Origin of the sequence: Dyella sp. 2RAB6 (assembly GCF_052115385.1) — a bacterium.
Taxonomy (GTDB): domain Bacteria; phylum Pseudomonadota; class Gammaproteobacteria; order Xanthomonadales; family Rhodanobacteraceae; genus Dyella_D.
On sequence record NZ_JBFRGP010000007.1, the window covers coordinates 64,114 to 85,342 of the forward strand.

Here is a 21,229-nt window from a genome sequence, read left to right on the forward strand (position 1 = left end):
TCGCCTCAGGCCGCGGCCTCAAGTTCCTCCGGCAAACGGCACAAGCGCCGCACATCGAGCAAGGCCACAAACCCATCCGGCCCCGGCGCCACGGCTTCGACCGGATCGTCCTCCCGCATCACCCGGCCCGGCGGCGGCGCCACGGTCTCCCCGCTCACATCGAGCAGATCGCCCACCGCATCCACGCGCAAGCCCACCAGATGCCCCTGGTGCGACAACACCACGATGCGCCTGCGCGCACTCTCACCCGCATCGACGGGCAAGCCCAGGCGGCGGCATCCATCCAGCACCGGCACGATGCGGCCGCGCAACTGGCGAATCCCCAGCAGGTCGGACGCCGCCCCGGGCACCGGCGTGATGTCGCCATCGCGCACCACTTCGCTCACCTGCGTCAGCGGCGCCGCATACGGCTGGCCGGCAAGATGAAAAATCAGCCAGCCGCGTTCGGCGGGCGGTGCGGCGGCGCGGTCCTGGTTCATGCGTAAGTCTCAAGGCGTGTCATGGGCGGCGTGCGGCTCAGCCGTTCTCGACAGGAGCGATCTGCACGGTGCGCAATTTCGCGGCCACCGGCAGGCTGCCGGTCGGCACCGCGGGCATGGCGACCGCGGGAATCGCCGCCGGCAGCGGCGAAGAACGCACGGCCTCGCGCGGCGGCGGCGGCGGTGCAGCCGGCGCGATCGCCGCGGCAGCCGCCTGGGCGATCGCCGGCTCGGCGCGATCGGCGTCGCTGTAGAAACGTGCTGGCGCCTGCTGGTCGCTCAGCACCACCACCAGCACCCGGCGGTTGCGATTGCGGCCTTCCTCATTCGCATTGTCGGCGGCCGGGCGGTACTGGCCCCAGCCCATGATGCCCATGCGATTGGGGTCCACGCCGTTGTCGGCAAACAGGCGCGCCACGCTCGCCGCGCGTGCTGCAGACAGTTCCCAGTTAGACGGGAACACCGAGGTATTGATCGGCTTGTCGTCGGTATAGCCTTCCACCCGCAGCGGATTCGGAAACGGCGCGAGAATGCCCGCCACGCTGCGCAGCGTGGTATCGGCCTCGGACGAAATCCGCGCCACGCCGCTGGGAAACAGGATGTCGGTACGGATCTCGATCTCCAGCCAGCTCTGCGTGCGGCGTACTACCACCAGGCTCTGGTCGATCAATGGCTGCAGCGCGTGCTCCACTTCGTCCTGGATCTTCTGCAGGTTTTCCTGCGCGGTTTCGCGCGTGGTCAGCGCACCCTGGGTCATCTGCGGCGGCAGCGACTGGGTCGGCAGCGGCACGGCCAGGCGCGGGCGCAGCGAAGGCGGCGTGGTCGAGGTGGAGCGCTTGGCCGGCACCGGCGCGGGAGCCGTCGCGCTGTTGGTCTGCACCGGCTGGATCTGCTTGTTGTTGCCGTTGAAGGCCTCGATGATCGACTCGGACATCACCCGGTACTTGCCCTCGTTGACCACCGACACCGCATACATCACCACGAAGAACGCGAGCAGCAGCGTCATGAGGTCGGCGTAGGGAATCGCCCAGGCCTCGTGATTGACGTGGTCCTCGTGTTTCTTCTTCCTCATGTGAGGTAGCCCTGCAGGCGGCTTTCGATCTGGCGCGGATTGTCGCCGCGCGCGATCGAGACCAGCCCTTCGATGATGATCTCGCGCATCTGGCCCTGCTTGTGGATCATGCCCTTCAGGCGCGAGGACATCGGCAGCATCAGCAGGTTGGCCAGCGCCACGCCGTAGATGGTGGCGACGAAGGCCGCGGCGATGCCGTGGCCGAGCTTGCTGGGGTCGGCCAGGTTCTGCATCACCGCCATCAGGCCCATCACCGCACCGATGATGCCCATGGTCGGCGAGTAGATGCCGGCCTGCTCGAACACTTTCGCGCCGGCCAGGTCCTGGTGCTCGCGCGTGTCCTGCTCCACTTCCAGTACGCCGCGGATCGCTTCCGGTTCGCTGCCGTCGACCAGCAGCTGCAGGCCCTTGCGCACGAACGGGTCCTGCTCGGATTCGATCTGCGGCTCCAGGCCGAGCAGGCCCTGGCGGCGCGAGATCTCGCTCCAGCCGATCACCCGGCTGATCAGGTCGTTGGGCACGTGCCGCGGCGGCTTGTAGATCATCGGCAGCATGCCGATCGCGTGCTTGAGCACCTTGCCCTGGGTCTGTACCAGCAGCGCGGCGATGGTGCCGGCGAACACGATCACGAAGGCGGCCGGGTTCCACAGCGCGCCGACGCTGGAGCCCTTGAGGATGGTGCCGAGGATCACGACCACGAAGGCCAGGATCGTGCCGATGATGCTAACCAGATCCATGTCAGGCCACCGCCTCTGAAGTTGTCGATATGCGCGGCGCGAGCTGCCACGGCCCGCCTTCGCCGGCCAGCCCCGCCAGGTCCAGCACCAGGGCCAGGCGCCCGTCGCCGGTGATGGTCGCGCCGGCCACGCCGGCGACGCCGGCGAACAGCGGACCCAGCGGCTTGACCATTACGTCCTCGCGGCCGAGCACGTCGTGCACCAGGCAGCCCAGGCGCTGGTGGCCGATATGCAGCACCACCACGTGGCGCCCCGGCGTCGCAGCCGCCGCCGACCACGCGGCCAGGTCGCCCAGCGGCAGCACGCGGTCGCGATGCGCGGCGATCAGGCAGCCGTCGAGCAGGCGGTCCTGCCCCGCGGAGAGTTCGAATACTTCGTCCACGTTGCTCAGCGGCAGCGCGAACAGGCGCGCACCCACGCGTACCATCAGCACGCGCACGATGGCCAGGGTCAGCGGCACCGTGAGCTCAAGCTCGCTGCCCTGGCCCAGCTTCGAGCGCACCTGCAAGGTGCCGCCCAGTTCCGCCACGCGCGTCTTCACCACGTCCATGCCGACGCCGCGGCCGGAGATGTCCGAAACCTGCGCGGCGGTGCTGAAGCCGGGGCGGAAGATCAGTTCCAGGCATTCGGTCTCGGACAGGCGCGCGGCCTGCGCCGCATCGATCACGCCCTTCTCCACCGCCTTGCGGCGCAGGATCTCCGGATCCATGCCGCGGCCGTCGTCGGCCACCACGATCACGATGCGCTCGCCGCGCTGGCTCGCCGCCAGGCGCACGCGGCCCTTGCGCAGCTTGCCGGCGGCTTCGCGCAGGTCCGGTGTTTCCAGGCCGTGGTCGACCGCATTGCGCAGCAGGTGAATCAGCGGATCGGCCAGCGCTTCGACCAGGCTGCGGTCAAGATCGGTGTCCTCGCCTTCCAGCACCAGCTCGATCTCCTTGCCGAGCTGGCGGGCGAGATCGCGCACGATGCGCGGGAAGCGCTGGAACAAACGCCCCACCGGCTGCATGCGCATGCCGAGCACGGCGCCCTGCAGTTCGTCGGCTACGCGATCGAGTTCGCCCGCCGCGGTGGCGAAAGGTTCATCGCCGCTGCTGGCGGCGAGGCTGAGCAGGCGATTGCGCACCAGCACCAGTTCGCCGGCACGGTTGACCAGCGCATCGAGGCGGCCGGTGTCCACGCGCACGGTGGCTTCCGGCGGCGGTGCGGCCTTGGCGGCAGCCTTGGCGGGCGCCGCAGCGGCAGCGGCCTTGGCCGCAGCACCCGGCGCAGCACCCGGCGCAGCACCCTTGCCATGCAAGCTGTCGAGCAGCGCTTCGAATTCGCTGTCGTCGATGCTGCTGGCGGACGGCTGCACCGGCGTGCCGGGCGCCTTGCCCTTGCCGTGCAGATCGTCGAGCAGCTTTTCGAATTCCGTGTCGTCGATCATCTCGGACGCGGGCGGCTGCACCGGCGCTCCTGGCGCGCCGCCCATGCCGTAAAGGCTGTCGAGCAGCGCCTCGAACTCGCTGTCGTCGATGCTGCCGCCCTCTTCCGCCACCGGCGCAGGCGCCGGCATGGGAGCAGGCGCCGGAGCCGGTGCGCGCGCCGCATGCGGCTGCAAGCGCAGCAGCAAGGCAGCAGGCGCCACCGGCATCTCGCTCGATGCCGCCAGCGCGGCCATCATCGCGTTGACCAGGTCCAGCGCTTCCAGCAGCGCATCCATCCGCGCGGCATCGATCAGCACGTGGCCGGAGCGCGCTTCATTGAGCAGATCCTCGGCGTGATGGCATAGCTGCACCATCGGATCGATGCCGAGAAAGCCCGCGCCGCCCTTCACCGTATGGAAGGCGCGGAACACGGCATTGAGCAGTTCGGCGTCGCGCGGCGCCGCTTCCAGCGCCACCAGCTGTTCGCCCAGGCGCTGCACCAGTTCCCCGGCCTCGACCAGGAAATCGTCGCGCAGCTCGCTGTCGAGAGAGGGATCCATCAGGCCCTCGCGCTCAGAAACCGAATTCGCTGAGCAGGCGGTCCGCCTCGTCCTGGCTGGACACCTTGGCCGCGGCCACCGGCGCTTCGCCGCCGGCCAGCGCGCCGGTCAGGCGCACCAGTTCCAGCAGCGAGGATTCCACGCTGCCGATAAAGGTGGCGACCTTCTTGATGCGCTGGCCGGAAAGATCCTGCCAGGACTGCGCCATCACCATGTCGGACAGGCCTTCGCGGCACTGCGCGGCGAACTGGCGCGCTTCCGTCGCCAGCGCCGCCACCGGTGCGTCGCCGCCGCCGGCCAGCACCGTATCGGCGCGGTTCTCCAGCGCGGTGGCCTGCGGGCGCATGCGTTCGGCGAAATCGATGCTGCGGTGCGCGGCCTTGGCGCTCATCTCCAGCACGTCGTGCAGGTTCTGGCGCGCGTCGGCCACGCTGTCGGGCACGCCTTCCTGGGCCAGCTCGCCGCCGAGGCGGCGCACGGCTTCGTGCAGATCGCGGGCCAGCAGGCCCAGCGCACGGAACAGGTGCTGCTCGCGCTGGCGCACCATGGTGTCCAGCGCCACTTCGAAGGTGGCGCCGTCGGGGCTGGCCAGCAGTTCCTGCACTTCCTGCGGCAGCGCCGCGCTCATCGGGGTGACCATCACGGCGCTCATGCGCTTGCTCCTTGCGCGGCAAGCCGCTCGAAGATCTTGTCCAGCTTTTCCTTCAGCGTGACCGCCGTGAAGGGCTTGACGATGTAACCGTTCACGCCGGCCTGGGCGGCGGCGATGATCTGGTCGCGGTTGTTCTCGGCGGTGACCATCAGCACCGGCAGCCCCTTCAGCGCGGGCTCGGCGCGGATCGCGCGCAGCAGGTCGATGCCGGTCATGTTCGGCATGTTCCAGTCGGTCACGACCATGTCGAACGATTGCTGCTTGAGGATCGCCATGGCGTTGACGCCGTCGTCGGCTTCCTGGATCAGCGCATTGGTGAAGCCCAGCTCCACCAGCAGGTTGCGCACGATGCGCCGCATGGTGGAGAAGTCGTCCACCACGAGGATTTTCATGTTCTTGTCCAAACGCCTCTCTCCAGATCTTTAGCTCGCGTGTGGTTAAAGCCCCTCTCCCTCCGGGAGAGGGGTTGGGGTGAGGGTTCGGGCGGAGTGGTGCGTTCCACTTCGCCCGAACCCTCATCCGGCTGCCGCCACCTTCTCTCCCACGGGGACTACCTTCGGGTCGCCGGAGGGAGAAGGGTGCAAGCCTTGGAGCGCTGGCTTTAACCCGTACCCTTCAACTTCTTCGGCTTGCCGCTATCGCCTGCCGCACCCTGCTCGCGCCAGCCCGTCATCCGCGCACGCAACCGGATCAGCGCCTGCCCATGGATCTGGCACACCCGCGATTCCGTTACGCCGAGCACGGCACCGATCTCCTTCAAATTCAGTTCCTGCTCGTAGTACAGCGACATCACCAGCTGCTCGCGTTCCGGCAAACCACCGATCGCCTCGACCAGGGCCCCGCGCATGCCTTCCTGCTCGAAGCGGTCCTGCGGTCCCAGCCCGTCCTGGTCGGCCACGTCGAGCGCGGCGCCGTCCTCGTCGTCCTCCGGTGCGGACAGACTGAGCAGGCGCGCGCTGGCCGCGTCGGCCAGGATCTGGTGGTACTCCTGCGCGTCGATGCCCAGCCGCCGGATCACTTCGGCGTCGGTGGCGTCGGCGCCCGTCTCGTTCTCGATCTGGCGCACCACCTCGGAGACTTCGCGCAACTTGCGGTGCACCGAGCGCGGCGTCCAATCGGTCTTGCGCAGCTCGTCCAGCATGGCGCCGCGGATGCGGATGCCCGCATACGTCTCGAAGCTGGCCAGGCGGTCGGTCGCATAGTTCCGCGCCGCTTCCAGCAGGCCGATCATGCCGGCCTGCACCAGGTCGTCCACGTCCACGCTGGGCGGCAGCCGGCCCATCAGGTGATAGGCGATGCGGCGCACCAGCGGAGCGTGCCGACGCACCATCTCCTCCGTGCTTTCTCGTTGCAGTTGCAGATATTCGGAAGCCACGCTCATCTCGCACCCCCCTCGCGTACCGGGTCCGGCGCCAAGCCGACCTGGCCGCCGAAAAAGGCGATGCGGTCGCGACCCGTGCGCAGGGGTTCTCCCCATGTATCGACCGCACCCGCCATTTGCTTGAATCCCCGTGCGGACCGGCTGGCCGGCCACAGGTCCACCACCGCGCTCTGGCGCCGGATCGCCTGGCGCAGGTGTTCGTCGTAAGGCACCGCACCCATGAAATCGAGCGCCACGTCCAGGAAGCGGTCGCATACGCGCGCCAGCTTGTCGTACAGCTGCCGCGCCTCGCCGGCGTGGCGCACCATGTTGGCCACCACGTGGAAGCGGCGTACGCAGAAGTCGCGGCTGAGTACCTTGGTCAACGCATAAGCGTCGGTGAGCGAAGCCGGTTCGTCACAGACCACCAGCACCACGTCGTCGGCCGCCGCGGCGAACATCACCACGTTGTCGGCCACGCCGGCGGCGGTGTCGACGATCAGGAATTCCGGCGGATCGGGCAGTTCGTCGAAGGCGCGGATCACCGCCGCGTGCTCGCGCGTGTCGAGCTGGGCCAGGCGCCGCGCGCCGGAGCCGGCCGGGATCACCTTCAAGCCATGCGGTGCCGGCAGCATCAGCTCGCTCAGCGTGCAGCTGCCGTCGAGCAGGTGGCCGATATGCCGCGACGGCTGCAGCCCCAGCAGCACGTCGAGGTTGGCCAGGCCCAGGTCCGCATCCAGCAGCGCCACCTCGCGCCCGGCCATGGCCAGCGTCATGCCGAGATTCACCGCCACGGTCGACTTGCCCACGCCACCCTTGCCGCCTGCCACCGCGATCGCGCGGCAGCGGCGCGGCGGTGCGGCCGGCAGCGAATTGCCGGAGCTCGTCGCGAGCGGACGCGCCTCGCCCTCGCCCGGCGAATGGAACGCCGAAAACAGATTGCTCAGGCCCCAGGCCTGGTTCATCGCCAGGGTGGTCATCGTGCGCCCGCCATGGCCATGCCGAAGCGCTCGGCCATATAGCCTTCGTCCACGGCCGGCGCATTGCCCTTCAGCACCTGCGCGGCGCGGCACACCAGCACGCGCGCATCGGCGGTGGCGAGGTCTTCGGGCACGCGCTGGCCGTCGGTGGTGTAGTCCAGCGGCAGGCGGTGGCGGATCAGCGCGGACAGCGCGCCGCCAAGGCTGGGCGCCTCGTCCAGCTTGGTAAGAATGCAGGCCTGCGGCTGCTGCGGCAGGAAGGCGCGCAGCATGTCGTCGATCGCCTGCGCCTGCGCGTTGGCCGCCAGCACCAGGCAGGTGCGCAGCTCGCCGGCGGCGCGCAGCAGTTGCATCTGCTGTTCCAGCCGCGGATCGCTGCCGGCCACGCCGGCCGTATCGACCAGCACCACGCGGCGGCCACGCAGCACGTCGAGCACTTCGCGCAGGCTCTCGGCATCGTGCGCGGGGAACACGCGGGTGCCGAGCAGGCGGCCGTAGTGCTCCAGCTGCGCGGCGGCGCCGATGCGGTAGTTGTCGGTGCTGACCAGGGCCACCTGCGACGCGCCATGGCGCAGCACCGCGCGTGCGGCGAGCTTGGCGATGGTGGTCGTCTTGCCTACGCCGGTCGGCCCGACCAGGGCCACCACGCCGCCGCTGGCGGCGAGGTCGTAGCCGGTGATGGCGAGGCTGCGGCTGAGCACACCCAGCGGCAGGTAGCGCGCCTGATCGGCGCTGAGCCGGTCGGGCAGTTCGTCGGCTAGGCGGCGCGCCACATCGGGTTCGATGCCGATGCGCGTCATGTCGCGCAGCACGCGGCCGCGCAGCGGGTGGCGGCGCTGCAGGTCGTTCCAGGCCAGCGACGCCATTTGCGATTCCAGCAGTTCGCGCAGGCTGCCCAATTCGGCGCGCATGCGCGCGGTGTCGAGCGCGGCCTGCTCCACCATCGGGTGCAGCGGCGCCGGGTCGGCGGGCGTGGCCACGGGAGCGGCGACCGGTGCTGCTGCCACGATGGGGGCGGCGACAGCAGGTGCGCGCGCCACCGATGCGGCCACTGGTGCAGCGACCGGCGCACGCCGCGGCTTCGGCGGCAGCGCCGGCGCTTCCGGCGCACGCTCGCGCACGATGTGCACCTCGGTCGGCAACGGTTCGCCCGAGCGCGCGGCTTCGCGCACCAGCGACTCGTCGTAGTCGACGGCGGCGATGATCTCCACGCCCTCGTCCAGGCGGCGCGTGGAAAGAATGACCGCGTCGGGGCCTTGTTCCTCGCGCACTTCGCGCATGGCCTGGCGCATGTCCGCGGCAACGAAACGCTTGATCTTCATCGGTAGCTTCAACCCCTATTCCAGCGCGCCGGATCAGCGTCCCAGCGCCTGCACCAAACGCACCCGACGGTTGTCGGGCACCTCGTTGTAGGCCAGTACGTGCAGGTTCTGTGCCACGTGGCGAGTGAAGCGCGCGAGCCACGGCCGCAGCTGCGGCGCGACCAGCAGCACCGCCGGTTCGCCGCTCATTTCCTGGCGGCGCGCGGCATCGGCGACGCCGCTCTGCAGGCGGTCGGCCAGGCCCGGTTCCACCGCGGCGCCCGCCACGCCGCCATTGGCCAGCGAACCGAGCAGGATCTGCTCCAGTTCCGGCGCCAGCGTGATGACTGGAATCTCGGTGCCCAGGCCGGCGATCTCCTGCACGATCTGGCGGCCCAGCGCGACGCGCACGGCGGCGGTGAGCGCGCCGGGATCCTGACTCTGGCCCGCGTGTTCCGCCAAGGATTCGACGATGGAACGCATGTTGCGCACCGGCACCCGCTCGGCCAGCAGGTTCTGCAGCACCTTCACCACTACGCCCAGCGACATGCGCTTGGGCACCAGGTCTTCCACCAGCTTCGGCGCGACGGCGGTGAGGCGGTCCAGCAGTTGCTGCACGTCCTGGTGGCTGAGCAGTTCATGCGCATGGCCCTGCAGGATGTGCGACAGATGCGTCGCCACCACGGTGGCCGGGTCGACCACGGTGTAGCCCAGCGCCTGCGCGTTGTCGCGCTGGCCGGATTCGATCCACACCGCCTCCAGGCCAAAGGCCGGGTCGCGCGTGGCGATGCCCTGCAAGGTGCCGTGCACGCGGCCGGGATTGATCGCCAGCAGGCGTTCGCTGTGCACCTCGGCCTCGCCCATCGGCACGCCCATCAAGGTGATGCGATAGGTGTTGGGACCTAAGTCCAGGTTGTCGCGGATATGTACCGGCGGCACCAGGAAGCCCAGCTCCTGCGACAGCTTGCGGCGCACCGACTTGATCCGCCCCATCAGCTCGCCGCCCTGGTTCTTGTCCACCAGCGGGATCAGCCGGTAACCCACTTCCAGGCCAACCGGATCGACCCCGGCGACATCTTCCCAGCCCAGCTCCAGGCGCTCGGCCGGCGGCGCGGCGGGCGCGGCTTCGGCGATCGCTTCCTCGGCCAGCTTCTCGCGGGTTTCGCGCTCGCGCTTGAGCATCATCCAGGCGGCGCCGCCGCAGATCGAACCCAGCAGCAGGAAGGCGATGTTCGGCATGCCGGGGATCATGCCCATCACGCCCAGCACCACGCCGGCCACCGCCAGCGCGCGCGGCTGGCCGAACACCTGGCCGAGCACCTGCTTGCCCATGTCCTGCGCGCGCGAGACGCGGGTGACGATCACCGCGGTGGCGATCGACAGCATCAACGCGGGCACCTGCGCGACCAGGCCGTCGCCGATGGTCAGCAAGGTGTAGGTCTTGGCCGCGTCGCCGGCGGACAGGCCGTGCTGCATCACGCCGACGAAGAAGCCGCCGACGATATTGATGACCAGGATCAGGATGCCGGCCGTGGCATCGCCGCGCACGAACTTCGAGGCGCCGTCCATCGAACCGTAGAAGTCCGCTTCCTCGCGCACTTCCTGGCGCCGCTCGCGCGCCTGTTCCTGGGTCAGCAGGCCGGCATTGAGGTCGGCGTCGATCGCCATCTGCTTGCCGGGCATCGCGTCCAGGGTGAAGCGCGCGGTCACTTCGGACACGCGCGTGGCGCCCTTGGTCACCACCACGAAGTTGATGATGGTGAGGATGGCGAACACCACCAGGCCTACCGCGAAATTGCCGCCGATGACGAACTCGCCGAAGGCCTCGATCACCTTGCCCGCCGCGCCCGGGCCGTTGTGGCCGTGCAGCAGCACCACGCGGGTCGAGGCGATGTTCAAGGCCAGGCGCAGCAGCGTGGCCATCAGCACCACGGTGGGAAAGGCGGCGAATTCCAGCGGCCGCATCACGTAGATCACCGCCAGCAGGATCACCAGCGACAGCGCGATGTTGAAGCTGAACAGGATGTCCAGCAGGAACGGCGGCATCGGCAGCATCACCATCGCCAGCGCCGCCAGCATCACGACCGGCGCACCGGCGCCGCGGCGGGCGATGTGCTTGAAGGTTTCGAACGCGCTTGCGCTTGCGGCGGCCATGGAGCGGTGTCCTGAAGAAATCAGCGATAAGGGCCGAGCAGGTCCGGATCGACCTGCGGCGAAGGAGGTACGGGCGGTGCATCGCCATGCGCGACGGCCTGGCGCAGCTGGAACACATAGGCCAGCACCTGCGCCACGGCGACGTACAGCGCGGCGGGAATTTCGCGGCCCAGTTCGGTGGTGGCGTACAGCGCGCGCGCCAGCGGCGGCGCTTCCACCATCGGAATGCGATGGCCGGCGGCGACCTGGCGGATCTGCATGGCGAGCACGTCCACGCCCTTGGCGATCACCCGCGGCGCGCCCATGCGGTTCTCGTCGTACTTCAGCGCCACGGCGAAGTGGGTGGGATTGGTCACTACTACGTCGGCCTTGGGCAGCTCCTGCATCATGCGGCGGCGCGCGAGCTGGTGCTGCACCTGGCGGATGCGGCCCTTGAGCTCGGGATTGCCGTCGCTTTCCTTGTTCTCGTCGCGCACTTCCTGCTTGGTCATGCGCTGGCGGCGGCCGAAGTCGTAGCGCTGGTAGGCCGCGTCGATGCCGCCGATCAGGGCCAGCATGGTGCCGAACAGCAGCGCCGCACTGCCCAGCAGCGACAGCGACTGCGCGATGCCGGCGCCGACGGTGCCGCGCCCGGCGGCCTGCATGGCCTCCTGCCGATGCCACAGGAACCAGGCCAGCGCGGCGCCGATGAAGATCAGCTTGAGCAGCGACTTGGCCAGTTCCACCACACCGCGCAGCGAAACCAGCCGACCCAGGCCCGCGATGGGATCGAGCCGGTCGAACTTCGGTTCCAGCGCCTGCGCGCTGAAGCTGAGGCCGCCCAACAGCAGGGGTGCGGCGAACGTCGCCAGCAGGGTGGCCACCGCCACCGGCGTGATCAGCGCCATCGCCTCGCGCAGTGCGGCGCCGAGCACGCGCGCCGGCAGCTCGCCGGAGAACAGCGCCTCGCGGCTGTAGCCGAAGCCCAGTTCATAAATGCGCTTGGCGTGGACGAAGGCGCGCTCGCCGCCGTTCATCAGCGTGGCCACGCCGGCCAGCACCACCAGGGCACCGGAGAGATCGCGCGAACGCGGGACGTCGCCTTTTTCCCGCGCTTCGCGCAGGCGTTTTTCCGATGGTTTTTCGGTGCGTTCCTGATCGTCGCTCTCGGACACTGCCTTAACTCCCCAGCAGTTCGCGCATCAGCGACCACGCACTTTCCTGCAGCGAGCCGAAGGCCCCCGGCAAGGCGCGCAACGACAGCCACAAGGCGATAAAGCCCAGGCACAGGGTGATCGGGAAACCCACCGCAAACAGATTCATCGACGGTGCCGCACGGCTGATCGCGCCGAAGCCCATGTTCACCACCAGCAGCGCGGTCATCGCCGGCAAGGCGACACGCACCGCGCCGGAAAACAACTGCCCGCCGAACATCGCCACTGCATGCAGACCGTCCGGCGATATCGCACCGGCACCCGGCGGCAGCGTGCGGAAGCTCTCCGCCAGCAGCGCGATCAGGCGCAGATGGCCATCCATCGCCAGGAACAGCAAGGTCACCAGCAACAGGTAGAACTGATTGAGCACCGGCGAGCTGCCGCCGCCCTGCGGATTCACCACTTCGGCGAAGCCCAGGCTCATGCTCTGCGCCACCAGCTGCCCGCCGAAGGCCACCGCCTCGAAGATCAGCCGCAGCACGAAACCCACCGAGGCACCGATCAGCAACTGCCCCGCCATGGTGGCGATGCCGCTGCCGCTCAGCGGATCGATGCGCGCCGGCGCCAGCGGCGCCAGCACCATGGTGAGCAGCACGATCAGGCCGACGCGGATGCGCGCCGGCAGCACCGTGGCGCTGAACACCGGCGCCACCAGGAACAGGCCCGCCACGCGCCCCATCGCCCACAGCACGCTGCCGAGCAGGATCGGCAACTGGGCGAGGTCGACGCTGGTCACCGCACGGCTCCGGGCAACCCTTCGATCAGATGGCGCGTGAACTGCACCAGGGTGCGCAGCATCCATGGGCCCGTGATCAGCGCCACCACGGCCATGGCGATCAGCTTGGGGATAAAGCTCAAGGTCATTTCGTTGATCTGCGTCGCCGCCTGGATCACGCCGATCAGCACACCCACCGCCAGCGCCGTAAGCAGCAGCGGCGCGGCGACCAGCATCGCCACGTAGAGCGCGTGCTGGCCGAACTCGATGACCGATTCGGGCGTCATGAGAAGAAGCTCCCCGCCAGCGTCCCCAGCAACAAGGACCACCCATCCACCAGCACGAACAACATGATCTTGAACGGCAGCGAGATGATCATCGGCGACACCATCATCATGCCCATCGACATCAGCACGCTGGCCACCACCAGGTCGATGATCAGGAACGGGATGAACAGCAGGAAGCCCATCTGGAACGCGGTCTTCAGCTCGCTGGTGACGAAGGCCGGCATCGCCACGCGGAACGGCACGTCGTCCTTGCCGGCGTAAGGCTGTTCTTTCGCCAACCGGGTGAACAGCTGCAGGTCGGCGTCGCGCGTCTGGTCCAGCATGAAGCGCTTGAACGGCGCGGCCGCGGCGGGCAGCGCCAGCTCGGCGGCGAGCTGGCCGTCCATGTACGGCTTCACGCCGTCGGCGTAGGCGCGCTCCAGCACTGGCGACATCACGAACAAGCTGATGAACAGCGCCAGGCCCAGCAGCACCTGGTTCGGCGGCGTCGACTGCGTGCCCAGCGCCTGCCTGAGGAAACCCAGCACGATGATGATCCGCGTGAACGAGGTCATCATCAGCAGGATTGCCGGCAGCAGCGTCAGCACCGTCATCAGCGCCAGCATCTGCAGCGACAGCGTCCAGCTCTGGCCGCCGCCGGCGGCGTTCTGCACGTTCAGCACCGGGATGCCGGTGACCGGATCGGCCAGCAGCGGCAGCGGCGCCAGCAGCAGGATGAGGAGGAGGAGGTACTTCATCACTTGCGCTTCCAGAAACCGAGCAGGTCCGCGAAGGCGGGCACCGGCGGCGATGGCGGAACCTCGGCGACGAGCGCGTCGCCTTCGTAGACATGCAGCGTGCGCATGCCGCCCTGCCCCACGCCCACCAGCAGGCGCTTGCCGTCCGCTTCCAGCAGCAGCAGGCGATCGCGCGTGCCCACCGCGAAGGATTCGACGCAGCGGATGCGGCGGCCGCCGGGACGCGCACGCCCCTGTGCGCGGCGGCCCAGCCAGCCGGCGGCGAAGATCAGCGCGATGATGCCGATCAGGCTCAGGCACACGCGCAGCAGTTCCGCGCCCACGCCGGGCTCGGCCGCGGGTACGGCGGCCATGGCGAGCAGGATCATCAGCGCAGCTTCCGCACGCGTTCGGCGGGGCTGATCACGTCGGTGAGGCGGATACCGAACTTCTCGTTGATCACCACCACTTCGCCGTGCGCGACCAGCGTGCCGTTGACGAACACGTCGAGCGGCTCGCCCGCGGCGCGATCCAGTTCCACCACCGAGCCCTGGTTGAGCTGCAGCAGGTTGCGGATGCTGATGCGCGTGCGGCCGACTTCCATCGCCAGGGTCACCGGCACGTCCAGGATCAGGTCCAGGTTGACGTCGCCGTTCTCGCCGGCCACGCCGAGCATGGTTTCGTATTCCGGGCGGCCGGTCGGATCGAGCAGGGTGGCGGAGTCGTTGGTGGTGCTCATGCGTTGGGATTCCCGGTGGAGAACTCAGCGGACGTGCGCGTTTCGCGGCGGCCGACGGGGGTCTGGAAGCGGACGGCTTTGTGGCCGCTGGCGCGGCCGAGCTGGCCGCGGAAGATCGGCACGTCTTCGGCGAACACCGTGCACAGTTCCGGCAGGTTCACCGGGATCACGTCGCCGGGGCGCAACTTGAGGAAGTCGCCGATGTGCATGTCCGCTTCGAGCAGCAGCGAACTCAGCTCGACTTCGGCGTCCAGCACTTCCTGGTGCAGGCTCTGCAGCCAGCGCTCGTCGCGCTCGACGCGGTCGCTCTGCACGCCGGCATCGAGCAGCACGCGGATCGGCTCGACCATCGAGTACGGCAGGGTGAGGTGGATCTCGCCGCCGCCGCCGTCCACTTCCACGTGGAAGCGCGACACCACCACCGTCTCGGTCGGGCTCACGATATTGGCGAACTGCGGATTGATCTCCGAGTTGAGGAACTCGAAGTTCAGCGGCAGCACCGGCGACCACGCCTCGCTCATCGCGGTAAAGATCTCGGCCAGCACGATCTGGATCACCCGCGTCTCGGTCGGCGTGAAGTCGCGACCTTCGATGCGCGCGTGATAGCGGCCGTCGCCGCCGAAGAAATTGTCGATCACGCTGAAGACCAGGCGCGGCTCCATCACGATCAGCGCGGTGCCGCGCAACGGCTTCACGCGGACCAGGTTGAGATTGGTCGGCACGGCCAGGCCGTGCACGTACTCGACGAACTTGGACATCTTCACGCCCAGCACCGAGACCTCGCAGGTCTTGCGCAGCACGCCGAAGATGCCGGTGCGGAAGTAGCGCGCGAAGCGGTCGTTGACCATCTCCAGCGTCGGCAGGCGGCCGCGCACGATGCGGTCCTGCTGGGTGAAGTCGTATTGCAGCACGGCGTCCTTCGGCGGCGGTTCGTCGCCGCCGGTGGGTACGTCGCCGCCGTTGACGCCGTTGAGCAGGGCGTCGATTTCTTCCTGGGAGAGCAGGTCGCTCACGGCCGCCTCACTGCATCACGAAACTGGTGAAGTACAGCGCTTCCACGCCGGGGCGGCCGGTGCGGTCCTCGACGATCTTCTGCACCGCCGCCAGCGCCTTGGCCTGCAGCTTCTGCTTGCCGGCGGTGTCGGACAGCGCGGTGTAGTCCTGCGCGGAGAACAGCATCACCAGCGCGTTGCGGATCACCGGATCAGCTTCCTTGGCGGCTTGCAGCGCGGCCGGGTCGTGCGACATCAAGGTGATGCCGACCTGCAGGTAGCTCAGCCCGTCGGCCTTCTGGAAATTCACCACGAAGGCCGGGTCCATCGGCATGAACACCTCCGGCCCCTCCTTCTTCTTCTCGACCTTGGCTTCGCTGCTGGCAGCGGACGCCGCATGCCCGCGCAGCGTGTACAGCGCGTAGCCGCACACCGCCGACACCAGCACCAGCGCCGCGGCAAGAATCAGGATGGTGCCCCGCCCGCCACCCGCTTTCGGGGCGGGCGCGACGGCTACGGGGGTGGGCTCGGCGTTCGACATGCATGACCTCGGATTGACACGGTTCCTTGTCGGCATCGCTTGGGCAGCGAAGCCTGGCGGAGGTCTTGTAGCAATCGGCATGCCATCGGCAGGAATGGCTCAACAGCGCGGGTTTCGGCGCATCGGGTGCGGGCTGCGGCGTTTTATTGACGCGCGGCGGAGAGGTGTCGCGACGCCGTCATGGCGGTGCATTTTCGGATTTATGTGGTACCGTAATACGGTACCGTTCGAGCATGAAGAACAAGCACGCAAGGACGCTGGACCTCATCTTCCACCGCCCCGCTTCCGGCAACGTGAGGTGGGCGGATGTGGAGGCCCTGTTCAAGGAACTGGGCGCGACGATCGCCGAGGCGGAGGGTTCGCGCGTCACCGTCGTCCTGTTCGGCGAGGTGCACGTTTTTCATCGCCCGCACCCGCGTCCGGACACCGACAAAGGCGCGGTCGCCAGTATCCGCAAATGGTTGGAGTCTCTCGGAGTAAAGCCATGATCAATGTCATGACCATCGACGGCCACAAAGCCGTGATCGAGTACGACCCGGAGCTCGAAATGTTCCGCGGCGAATTCACCGGCCTCAACGGCGGTGCCGATTTCTACGCCACCGACGTGGCCGGCCTGGGCCGTGAAGGCAGCGTGTCGTTGCGTGTTTTCTTGGAGACCTGCCGGACGAACGGCATCGAGCCGTACAAGAACTTCTCCGGCAAGTTCCAGGCGCGCATCCCGCCCAAGCTGCACGAGCGCGCCGTAACCGCGGCCGCCGCACGCGGGGTCAGCCTCAACCAGCTGCTGCAGGCTGCGCTGGAGCACGAAGTGATCAGCGCGGCCTGAAGTCCCGCGTCAGGCAAACGTATCCAGCAAGCCCACGGCGACCCTGGTCGCGCTCACGCCTTCGATCGGATCCGCTTCCGCGGCGAGCGCGTCCTGCGGGTCGCCCGCGTAGCCGCTCCCCCGCTCTCCCGCTCCCTGCTGACCCACCTGCGCCTGGCCCAGCGACAGGCCATGCCCCGCCAGCATCAGGTCGAGCTGGCCCAGCGTCTGCTGCACGGCGGTGACCGCAGCCGGATGCTGTGCGGTGAAACTGACATCGACGCGGCCGTGCTCGGCCACGCTCACCTTCACATCGAGCTGGCCCAGTTCTTCCGGATGCAGGCGGATGCGTGCCTGCTTGATCTCCTGGCCGCCGAGCCATGCAACCTGCTGGCCGAGTTCCTGCGCGAAGCCGGGGTTGCCGGCGGGTGTGTCCATCTTCAAGGTGTGCACGACGGATGGCGCGTTGGCCGTCGGCGCTTGCGGGGTCACCGCAGCAGCAAGCGCATCGACGTTGGCGGGCTCGGTGGATTTGCGCGTTTCCGGCGCAGTCGCAGCGGTGGCCGCGGCGACCAGCGCGCTGGCGTCGATACCGGCGGACGGCGCGGACGGCGCGGCAACACCGGCATCTCTGGCGGCATCTTTCGCGGCATCGGCCACCAGGCCCTGCAGGCCGCGCTGCGCGCCGCCCTTGCCGGTGTCAGGCGACAGCGCCTGGCCTTGAGCAGCGCCGGCCACTTTCGCCTGCGCCGCGACGCCTTGCCCCAGCATCGCCAGCACGGCCGCCGCCAGGGCATTGCCGTCAGGTTCGGCCGGATCGGCGTTCGCATCGTCCTTGCCTGCAAGCAGGCGGCCGGGTTCGACCGGTCCGAGCGCCACCTTGGCCGGCAATACCGGCAGCGCAGTCTCGCCGGCCAGCAGCGTGGCGCCGGCCTGCTGGCGGATCAGCTGGTTGAACTGGTGCTCGAAACCGTCCTGAGCGGCGGCATCGACCGAACCGGTCGGCGCCGCCTTGCCGGCGGCGGCATGCGCGCCGGTGACGGCGGCCTTGGGCGTGGAGGTAGGCATGGATACGTTGGCGGTCATGGAGGTGAGCCTGCTAGCTGCGGCGCCGCGGGTTGCGGTGCTGCATGCGTTCGTCGATATCGTTCTGCTCGCGGCGCTCTTCGCTCTTGCGCTCCTGCTCGCGCGCCTGGCCGATCACGCTGTCCAGCGCGCGCTCGCGCGCATGCGCGGCGCGCCAGTTCGCGCCGGCCTGGTCGAGCAGGCGGCGCTGGCGTTCCACTTCGAGCAGTTGCTGCGCGATGGCGCGGTCGATGCGCTCCACGAACTGCTGCCGGTTGAGCAGCGCCGCGACCGATACCGCGGCCGCGCCGTCCAGCGCGTACTCGGAGCGGTAGCGGTGCAGTTCGGAAAGCTGGTGTTCGGCGGCGCGCAGGCGGTCCTGTTGTTCGGCCAGGCGCTGCGCGGCGGTTTCGCGCTTCTCCTTGGCATGATCGGCAGCGGGCGCCAGGCGCGCGGAGCGCGGCTTCATGCGGCGGCCTCGGCGGCGATGTCCTGCAGCGCCTCGATCGCCTGCGCCAGCGGCATCGGATCGTCCACCTCCTGCTGCAGGAAGCCGCGCAACTGCGGCCACATGGCGATCGCCTTGTCCACCTGCGGATCGGAACCCTTCTGGTACGCGCCCACCGCGATCAGGTCGCGCTGCTGGCGGTAGGCCGAATAGATCTGGCGGAACTGCTGTGCCGCGCGCAGATGCGTCCGCTCGACCACCGCCGGCATCACGCGGCTGATCGAGGCTTCGATATCGATCGCCGGATAGTGGCCGGCCTCGGCCAGGTCGCGCGACAGCACGATATGGCCGTCCAGGATCGCGCGCGCCGCATCGGCGATGGGGTCGTGGCGATAATCGTCGCCCTCGGTCAGCACCGTGTAGAACGCGGTGATCGAGCCACGCCCTTCCGCATCGTTGCCCGCGCGCTCCACCAGTGCCGGCAGCAGCGCGAACACCGACGGCGGATAACCCTTGGTCGCCGGCGGCTCGCCGATCGCCAGCGCGATCTCGCGCTGCGCCTGCGCATAGCGGGTGATCGAATCCATCAGCAGCAGCACGCGCTGGCCGCGGTCGCGGAACCATTCGGCAATCGCCGTAGCGTACTGCGCGCCGCGCAGGCGCTTCAGCGGCGGCGCGTCGGCCGGCGCGGCGACGATCACGGCGCGGGCGCGGCCTTCCTCGCCCAGCGTGTGCTCGACGAATTCCTTTACCTCGCGGCCACGCTCGCCGATCAGGCCCACCACCACCACGTCGGCGTCGGTGTAGCGCGTCATCATGCCCAGCAGGGTCGACTTGCCGACACCGGAGCCGGCGAACAGGCCTAGCCGCTGGCCGCGGCCGACGGTGAGCAGCGCATTGATCGCGCGCACGCCGGTGTCCAGCGGCGCGTCGATCGGCTTGCGCGCCATCGGGTTGATCGGTTCGCGCTTAAGCGAAGCGTGTTCGTCGACATCGAGCGGGCCGGCGCCGTCCAGCGGCACGCCGTCGGCGCCGATCACCCGGCCCAGCAGCGCCATGCCGACCGGCAAGCCGCCGGCCTGTGCGCAGGGGCGCACGCGTGCATTCGGCAGCACGCCGTGCATCTCGCTTACCGGCATCAGCAGCAGGCGGTCGTCGGCGAAGCCCACCACTTCGGTTTCCAGCGACGCGCCGCCCGCCGCGGCGACCAGGCAGCGCGCGCCCAGCGGCGCTTCGCAGCCTTCGGCCTCCAGCGTGAGCCCGACCACGCGGCGCAGGCGCCCCTCCACCACCAGCGAGGTGGCGGCCTCGGCGCGGCGCGCGCGGCGCGCCAGGCGATGGCGCCAGCGTTCCGTAGTGGTGGCGTTGGCGTCGGTGCTCATGCCGGTTCGTTCCCGCTGTCATCGAGGTCGGCATCGTCGATGGACTCGTCGCCGAAGATGGCATCGGCGATCGCCGCCAGCCGCGTTTCGACGCGTGCGTCCAGACGCGAGCTTTCGCTTTCCAGCAGGCAATCGCCGCGCTGCATCGCCGGGTCCGGCAGCAGTTGCCAATGCGGCTCGGCCGCATCCATCTCGCGCAGCAAGGCCAGGTCTTCCGGGTGCAGGTAGACCCGCAGTGCGCGCGTCGCCGCCGGCAGCGCCTGCGCGGCTTCGCGCACCGTGCGCGCGATCAGCGCGGGCGCGGTTGTGAGTTCATGCGCCACGACGCGACGCGCGATCACCAGCGCCAACCGCGCCAGTTCCTGCTCCGTCGCGTCGTCCAGCGCCGCCAGCGGGCGCGCGGCGGCGTGCAGGATGCCGTCGAAGCGCGCCAGCTGTTCGCGCCGTTCCGCTTCCGCGGCAGCACGGCCTTCCGCCAGCCCCGCGGCATAACCGGCATCGCGCGCTTCGCGCTCCAGCCCTTCCAGATCGGCCACCGTCGGCGGCGCCGCCTGCGCTTGCGCCGCCGCGTCGGACGCCTTGGGCGCGCCTACCTCGGGCAGCTCCCAGCGGCGGAATTCCTTCAGCTGTTCGCGCGAGAGAAAGGAGGCAGCCATCAGACGAAGTCGTCACCGCCGCCGGTCAGGCTGATCTGCCCGGAATCGGCCAGCCGGCGAGCGATCTGCAGCACTTCCTTCTGCGCCGCGTCGACTTCGCTCAGCCGCACCGGACCCTTCACCTCCAGGTCGTCGCGCAGCATGTCGGAAGCGCGCTTGGACATATTGGAGAAGATCCGCTCGCGCACACCCGGCTCCGCGCCCTTCAAGGCCGTGACCAGGCGCGCCGACGGCACTTCGCGCAGCAGCATCTGCATGCTGCGGTCGTCCAGTTCGGCCAGGTCCTCGAACACGAACATCAGTTCCTCGATGCGGCCGCCGAGCGAGGCATCGTGGCCGCGGATCGCGCTCATCAGTTCCGTCTCGCGGCTGGTTTCCATCGCGTTGAGAATGTCCGCCGCCGCCTTCAAGCCGCCGACGGTCGCGGACTTGAGCTTGTTGGTATTGCCGGAGAACTGGCGCTCCATGATCTCGTCCAGCTCGTTGAGCGCGTGCGGCTGCACGCCGTCGAGCGTGGCGATGCGCATCACCGAATCGCTGCGCACGCGCGGCGGCAGGTAGCCGATCACTTCGGCGGCCTGGTCCGGCTCCAGGTGCGCCAGCACCAGGGCGATGATCTGCGGATGCTCCTGGCCGATCATCTCGGCGATCGCGCGGCTCTCCATCCACTTCAGCGATTCCAGGCCCTTGCTGCTGCGGCCGAGCAGGATGCGGTCGATCAGGCCGCCCGCCTTGCTCTCGCCCAGCGCGTTGACCAGGATCTTGCGGATGTATTCCTCGGTGCCCACGCCCAGCGAGGTGTGCCGGCCCATGTCCTCGGTGAGGCGGCCGAGCACGTGGTCGACCTGGTCGCGCGAGACATTGCTGAGCCCCGCCATGGCCTGGCCCACCGCCTGCACGTCGCGGGCATTGAGGTGCTTGAGCACTTCGGCCGCGTCCTGTTCGCCCAGGGTCAGCAGCAGGATCGCCGCACGTTGCGCACCGGTAAT

Annotated in this window: 25 protein-coding genes; 2 read left to right on the plus strand and 23 right to left on the minus strand. The window is 69.0% G+C overall.

The features are described 5' to 3' along the window. Positions 1 to 5 precede the first annotated feature (5 nt). The 18 genes from AB4083_RS12550 to AB4083_RS12635 form a co-directional block, all read right to left on the minus strand. Positions 6 to 479 (minus strand): chemotaxis protein CheW, encoded by a 474-nt coding sequence (locus tag AB4083_RS12550; RefSeq protein ID WP_441608146.1) that lies wholly within the window; start codon positions 477 to 479, stop codon positions 6 to 8. Between the two features lie 37 nt (positions 480 to 516). Then, positions 517 to 1,551: a flagellar motor protein MotD gene (gene motD, locus AB4083_RS12555; protein WP_441608147.1), complete on the minus strand. Its 1,035-nt coding sequence runs from the start codon at positions 1,549 to 1,551 to the stop codon at positions 517 to 519. After that, on the minus strand, positions 1,548 to 2,288 hold the full coding sequence (locus AB4083_RS12560) for a flagellar motor protein (RefSeq protein WP_441608148.1): 741 nt from the start codon (positions 2,286 to 2,288) through the stop codon (positions 1,548 to 1,550). Before AB4083_RS12560 ends, motD begins: the two co-directional genes overlap by 4 nt. 1 nt (position 2,289) lies before the next feature. Beyond that, a complete protein-coding gene (locus AB4083_RS12565) occupies positions 2,290 to 4,254 on the minus strand; it encodes a chemotaxis protein CheA (protein ID WP_441608149.1) in 1,965 nt (654 codons plus the stop codon). Between the two features lie 13 nt (positions 4,255 to 4,267). Further along, a complete protein-coding gene (locus AB4083_RS12570) occupies positions 4,268 to 4,906 on the minus strand; it encodes a protein phosphatase CheZ (protein WP_441608150.1) in 639 nt (212 codons plus the stop codon). Then, the gene (gene cheY, locus AB4083_RS12575; RefSeq protein WP_441608151.1) at positions 4,903 to 5,310 is read right to left on the minus strand and encodes a chemotaxis response regulator CheY; all 408 of its coding nucleotides are present in this window, start codon (positions 5,308 to 5,310) and stop codon (positions 4,903 to 4,905) included. Before cheY ends, AB4083_RS12570 begins: the two co-directional genes overlap by 4 nt. Before the next feature lie 197 nt (positions 5,311 to 5,507). Next, complete coding sequence (locus AB4083_RS12580) at positions 5,508 to 6,287, minus strand: RNA polymerase sigma factor FliA (RefSeq protein ID WP_441608152.1); 780 nt, start codon at positions 6,285 to 6,287, stop codon at positions 5,508 to 5,510. Next, on the minus strand, positions 6,284 to 7,246 hold the full coding sequence (locus AB4083_RS12585; RefSeq protein ID WP_441608153.1) for a MinD/ParA family protein: 963 nt from the start codon (positions 7,244 to 7,246) through the stop codon (positions 6,284 to 6,286). The genes AB4083_RS12580 and AB4083_RS12585 overlap by 4 nt, the downstream gene beginning before the upstream one ends. Beyond that, on the minus strand, positions 7,243 to 8,568 hold the full coding sequence (gene flhF / locus AB4083_RS12590; RefSeq protein ID WP_441608155.1) for a flagellar biosynthesis protein FlhF: 1,326 nt from the start codon (positions 8,566 to 8,568) through the stop codon (positions 7,243 to 7,245). Before flhF ends, AB4083_RS12585 begins: the two co-directional genes overlap by 4 nt. A 33-nt stretch (positions 8,569 to 8,601) precedes the next feature. Further along, positions 8,602 to 10,701, minus strand: a complete 2,100-nt coding sequence (gene flhA / locus AB4083_RS12595; protein WP_441608157.1) for a flagellar biosynthesis protein FlhA — start codon at positions 10,699 to 10,701, stop codon at positions 8,602 to 8,604. Between the two features lie 20 nt (positions 10,702 to 10,721). Next, a complete protein-coding gene (gene flhB / locus AB4083_RS12600; protein ID WP_441608159.1) occupies positions 10,722 to 11,855 on the minus strand; it encodes a flagellar biosynthesis protein FlhB in 1,134 nt (377 codons plus the stop codon). Between the two features lie 4 nt (positions 11,856 to 11,859). Continuing rightward, the gene (fliR, locus tag AB4083_RS12605) at positions 11,860 to 12,630 is read right to left on the minus strand and encodes a flagellar biosynthetic protein FliR (protein ID WP_441608160.1); all 771 of its coding nucleotides are present in this window, start codon (positions 12,628 to 12,630) and stop codon (positions 11,860 to 11,862) included. Continuing rightward, positions 12,627 to 12,896, minus strand: a complete 270-nt coding sequence (gene fliQ, locus AB4083_RS12610) for a flagellar biosynthesis protein FliQ (RefSeq protein WP_441608162.1) — start codon at positions 12,894 to 12,896, stop codon at positions 12,627 to 12,629. Before fliQ ends, fliR begins: the two co-directional genes overlap by 4 nt. Beyond that, positions 12,893 to 13,633: a flagellar type III secretion system pore protein FliP gene (fliP, locus tag AB4083_RS12615; protein WP_441608164.1), complete on the minus strand. Its 741-nt coding sequence runs from the start codon at positions 13,631 to 13,633 to the stop codon at positions 12,893 to 12,895. Before fliP ends, fliQ begins: the two co-directional genes overlap by 4 nt. Then, complete coding sequence (locus tag AB4083_RS12620) at positions 13,633 to 14,001, minus strand: FliO/MopB family protein (RefSeq protein WP_441608166.1); 369 nt, start codon at positions 13,999 to 14,001, stop codon at positions 13,633 to 13,635. The genes fliP and AB4083_RS12620 overlap by 1 nt, the downstream gene beginning before the upstream one ends. Then, on the minus strand, positions 14,001 to 14,288 hold the full coding sequence (gene fliN, locus AB4083_RS12625) for a flagellar motor switch protein FliN (RefSeq protein WP_231504260.1): 288 nt from the start codon (positions 14,286 to 14,288) through the stop codon (positions 14,001 to 14,003). The genes AB4083_RS12620 and fliN overlap by 1 nt, the downstream gene beginning before the upstream one ends. Before the next feature lie 59 nt (positions 14,289 to 14,347). After that, a complete protein-coding gene (gene fliM, locus AB4083_RS12630) occupies positions 14,348 to 15,364 on the minus strand; it encodes a flagellar motor switch protein FliM (RefSeq protein WP_441608168.1) in 1,017 nt (338 codons plus the stop codon). Positions 15,365 to 15,371: 7 nt separating this feature from the next. Beyond that, positions 15,372 to 15,884 carry a flagellar basal body-associated FliL family protein gene (locus AB4083_RS12635; RefSeq protein ID WP_441608170.1) on the minus strand — a complete coding sequence of 171 codons (513 nt, stop codon included), beginning with the start codon at positions 15,882 to 15,884 and terminating at the stop codon, positions 15,372 to 15,374. 233 nt (positions 15,885 to 16,117) lie between these two features. Here AB4083_RS12635 and AB4083_RS12640 point away from each other — a divergent pair, with 233 nt between their 5' ends. Together AB4083_RS12640 and AB4083_RS12645 are read left to right on the plus strand one after the other, a co-directional pair. Beyond that, positions 16,118 to 16,372 carry a type II toxin-antitoxin system HicA family toxin gene (locus AB4083_RS12640; RefSeq protein ID WP_441608172.1) on the plus strand — a complete coding sequence of 85 codons (255 nt, stop codon included), beginning with the start codon at positions 16,118 to 16,120 and terminating at the stop codon, positions 16,370 to 16,372. After that, a complete protein-coding gene (locus tag AB4083_RS12645) occupies positions 16,369 to 16,710 on the plus strand; it encodes a type II toxin-antitoxin system HicB family antitoxin (protein ID WP_441608174.1) in 342 nt (113 codons plus the stop codon). Before AB4083_RS12640 ends, AB4083_RS12645 begins: the two co-directional genes overlap by 4 nt. Before the next feature lie 9 nt (positions 16,711 to 16,719). On the opposite strand, the gene AB4083_RS12650 is transcribed toward AB4083_RS12645, so the two are convergent. Genes AB4083_RS12650 through fliG form a run of 5 tightly spaced genes read right to left on the minus strand, consistent with a single transcriptional unit; the run spans position 16,720 to position 21,229 of the window. Next, on the minus strand, positions 16,720 to 17,775 hold the full coding sequence (locus tag AB4083_RS12650) for a flagellar hook-length control protein FliK (RefSeq protein ID WP_441608176.1): 1,056 nt from the start codon (positions 17,773 to 17,775) through the stop codon (positions 16,720 to 16,722). 13 nt (positions 17,776 to 17,788) lie between these two features. After that, positions 17,789 to 18,223, minus strand: coding sequence for a flagellar export protein FliJ (fliJ, locus tag AB4083_RS12655; protein WP_441608178.1), 435 nt, complete (start codon positions 18,221 to 18,223; stop codon positions 17,789 to 17,791). Then, positions 18,220 to 19,584 (minus strand): flagellar protein export ATPase FliI, encoded by a 1,365-nt coding sequence (gene fliI, locus AB4083_RS12660; protein ID WP_441608179.1) that lies wholly within the window; start codon positions 19,582 to 19,584, stop codon positions 18,220 to 18,222. The genes fliJ and fliI overlap by 4 nt, the downstream gene beginning before the upstream one ends. Continuing rightward, complete coding sequence (locus AB4083_RS12665) at positions 19,581 to 20,240, minus strand: FliH/SctL family protein (protein ID WP_441608181.1); 660 nt, start codon at positions 20,238 to 20,240, stop codon at positions 19,581 to 19,583. Before AB4083_RS12665 ends, fliI begins: the two co-directional genes overlap by 4 nt. Beyond that, positions 20,240 to 21,229: a flagellar motor switch protein FliG gene (fliG, locus tag AB4083_RS12670; RefSeq protein WP_441608404.1), complete on the minus strand. Its 990-nt coding sequence runs from the start codon at positions 21,227 to 21,229 to the stop codon at positions 20,240 to 20,242. The genes AB4083_RS12665 and fliG overlap by 1 nt, the downstream gene beginning before the upstream one ends.

Coding starts and splice junctions, on each gene's coding strand:
- AB4083_RS12550 (WP_441608146.1), bottom strand. CDS start 479: ATGAACCAGGACCGCGCCGCCGCACCGCCCGCCGAACGCGGCTGGCTG.
- motD (WP_441608147.1), bottom strand. CDS start 1,551: ATGAGGAAGAAGAAACACGAGGACCACGTCAATCACGAGGCCTGGGCG.
- AB4083_RS12560 (WP_441608148.1), bottom strand. CDS start 2,288: ATGGATCTGGTTAGCATCATCGGCACGATCCTGGCCTTCGTGGTCGTG.
- AB4083_RS12565 (WP_441608149.1), bottom strand. CDS start 4,254: ATGGATCCCTCTCTCGACAGCGAGCTGCGCGACGATTTCCTGGTCGAG.
- AB4083_RS12570 (WP_441608150.1), bottom strand. CDS start 4,906: ATGAGCGCCGTGATGGTCACCCCGATGAGCGCGGCGCTGCCGCAGGAA.
- AB4083_RS12580 (WP_441608152.1), bottom strand. CDS start 6,287: ATGAGCGTGGCTTCCGAATATCTGCAACTGCAACGAGAAAGCACGGAG.
- AB4083_RS12585 (WP_441608153.1), bottom strand. CDS start 7,246: ATGACCACCCTGGCGATGAACCAGGCCTGGGGCCTGAGCAATCTGTTT.
- flhF (WP_441608155.1), bottom strand. CDS start 8,568: ATGAAGATCAAGCGTTTCGTTGCCGCGGACATGCGCCAGGCCATGCGC.
- flhA (WP_441608157.1), bottom strand. CDS start 10,701: ATGGCCGCCGCAAGCGCAAGCGCGTTCGAAACCTTCAAGCACATCGCC.
- fliQ (WP_441608162.1), bottom strand. CDS start 12,896: ATGACGCCCGAATCGGTCATCGAGTTCGGCCAGCACGCGCTCTACGTG.
- fliP (WP_441608164.1), bottom strand. CDS start 13,633: ATGAAGTACCTCCTCCTCCTCATCCTGCTGCTGGCGCCGCTGCCGCTG.
- AB4083_RS12620 (WP_441608166.1), bottom strand. CDS start 14,001: ATGATCCTGCTCGCCATGGCCGCCGTACCCGCGGCCGAGCCCGGCGTG.
- fliN (WP_231504260.1), bottom strand. CDS start 14,288: ATGCTCGGCGTGGCCGGCGAGAACGGCGACGTCAACCTGGACCTGATC.
- AB4083_RS12635 (WP_441608170.1), bottom strand. CDS start 15,884: ATGTCGAACGCCGAGCCCACCCCCGTAGCCGTCGCGCCCGCCCCGAAA.
- AB4083_RS12640 (WP_441608172.1), top strand. CDS start 16,118: ATGAAGAACAAGCACGCAAGGACGCTGGACCTCATCTTCCACCGCCCC.
- AB4083_RS12645 (WP_441608174.1), top strand. CDS start 16,369: ATGATCAATGTCATGACCATCGACGGCCACAAAGCCGTGATCGAGTAC.
- AB4083_RS12650 (WP_441608176.1), bottom strand. CDS start 17,775: ATGACCGCCAACGTATCCATGCCTACCTCCACGCCCAAGGCCGCCGTC.
- fliJ (WP_441608178.1), bottom strand. CDS start 18,223: ATGAAGCCGCGCTCCGCGCGCCTGGCGCCCGCTGCCGATCATGCCAAG.
- fliI (WP_441608179.1), bottom strand. CDS start 19,584: ATGAGCACCGACGCCAACGCCACCACTACGGAACGCTGGCGCCATCGC.
- AB4083_RS12665 (WP_441608181.1), bottom strand. CDS start 20,240: ATGGCTGCCTCCTTTCTCTCGCGCGAACAGCTGAAGGAATTCCGCCGC.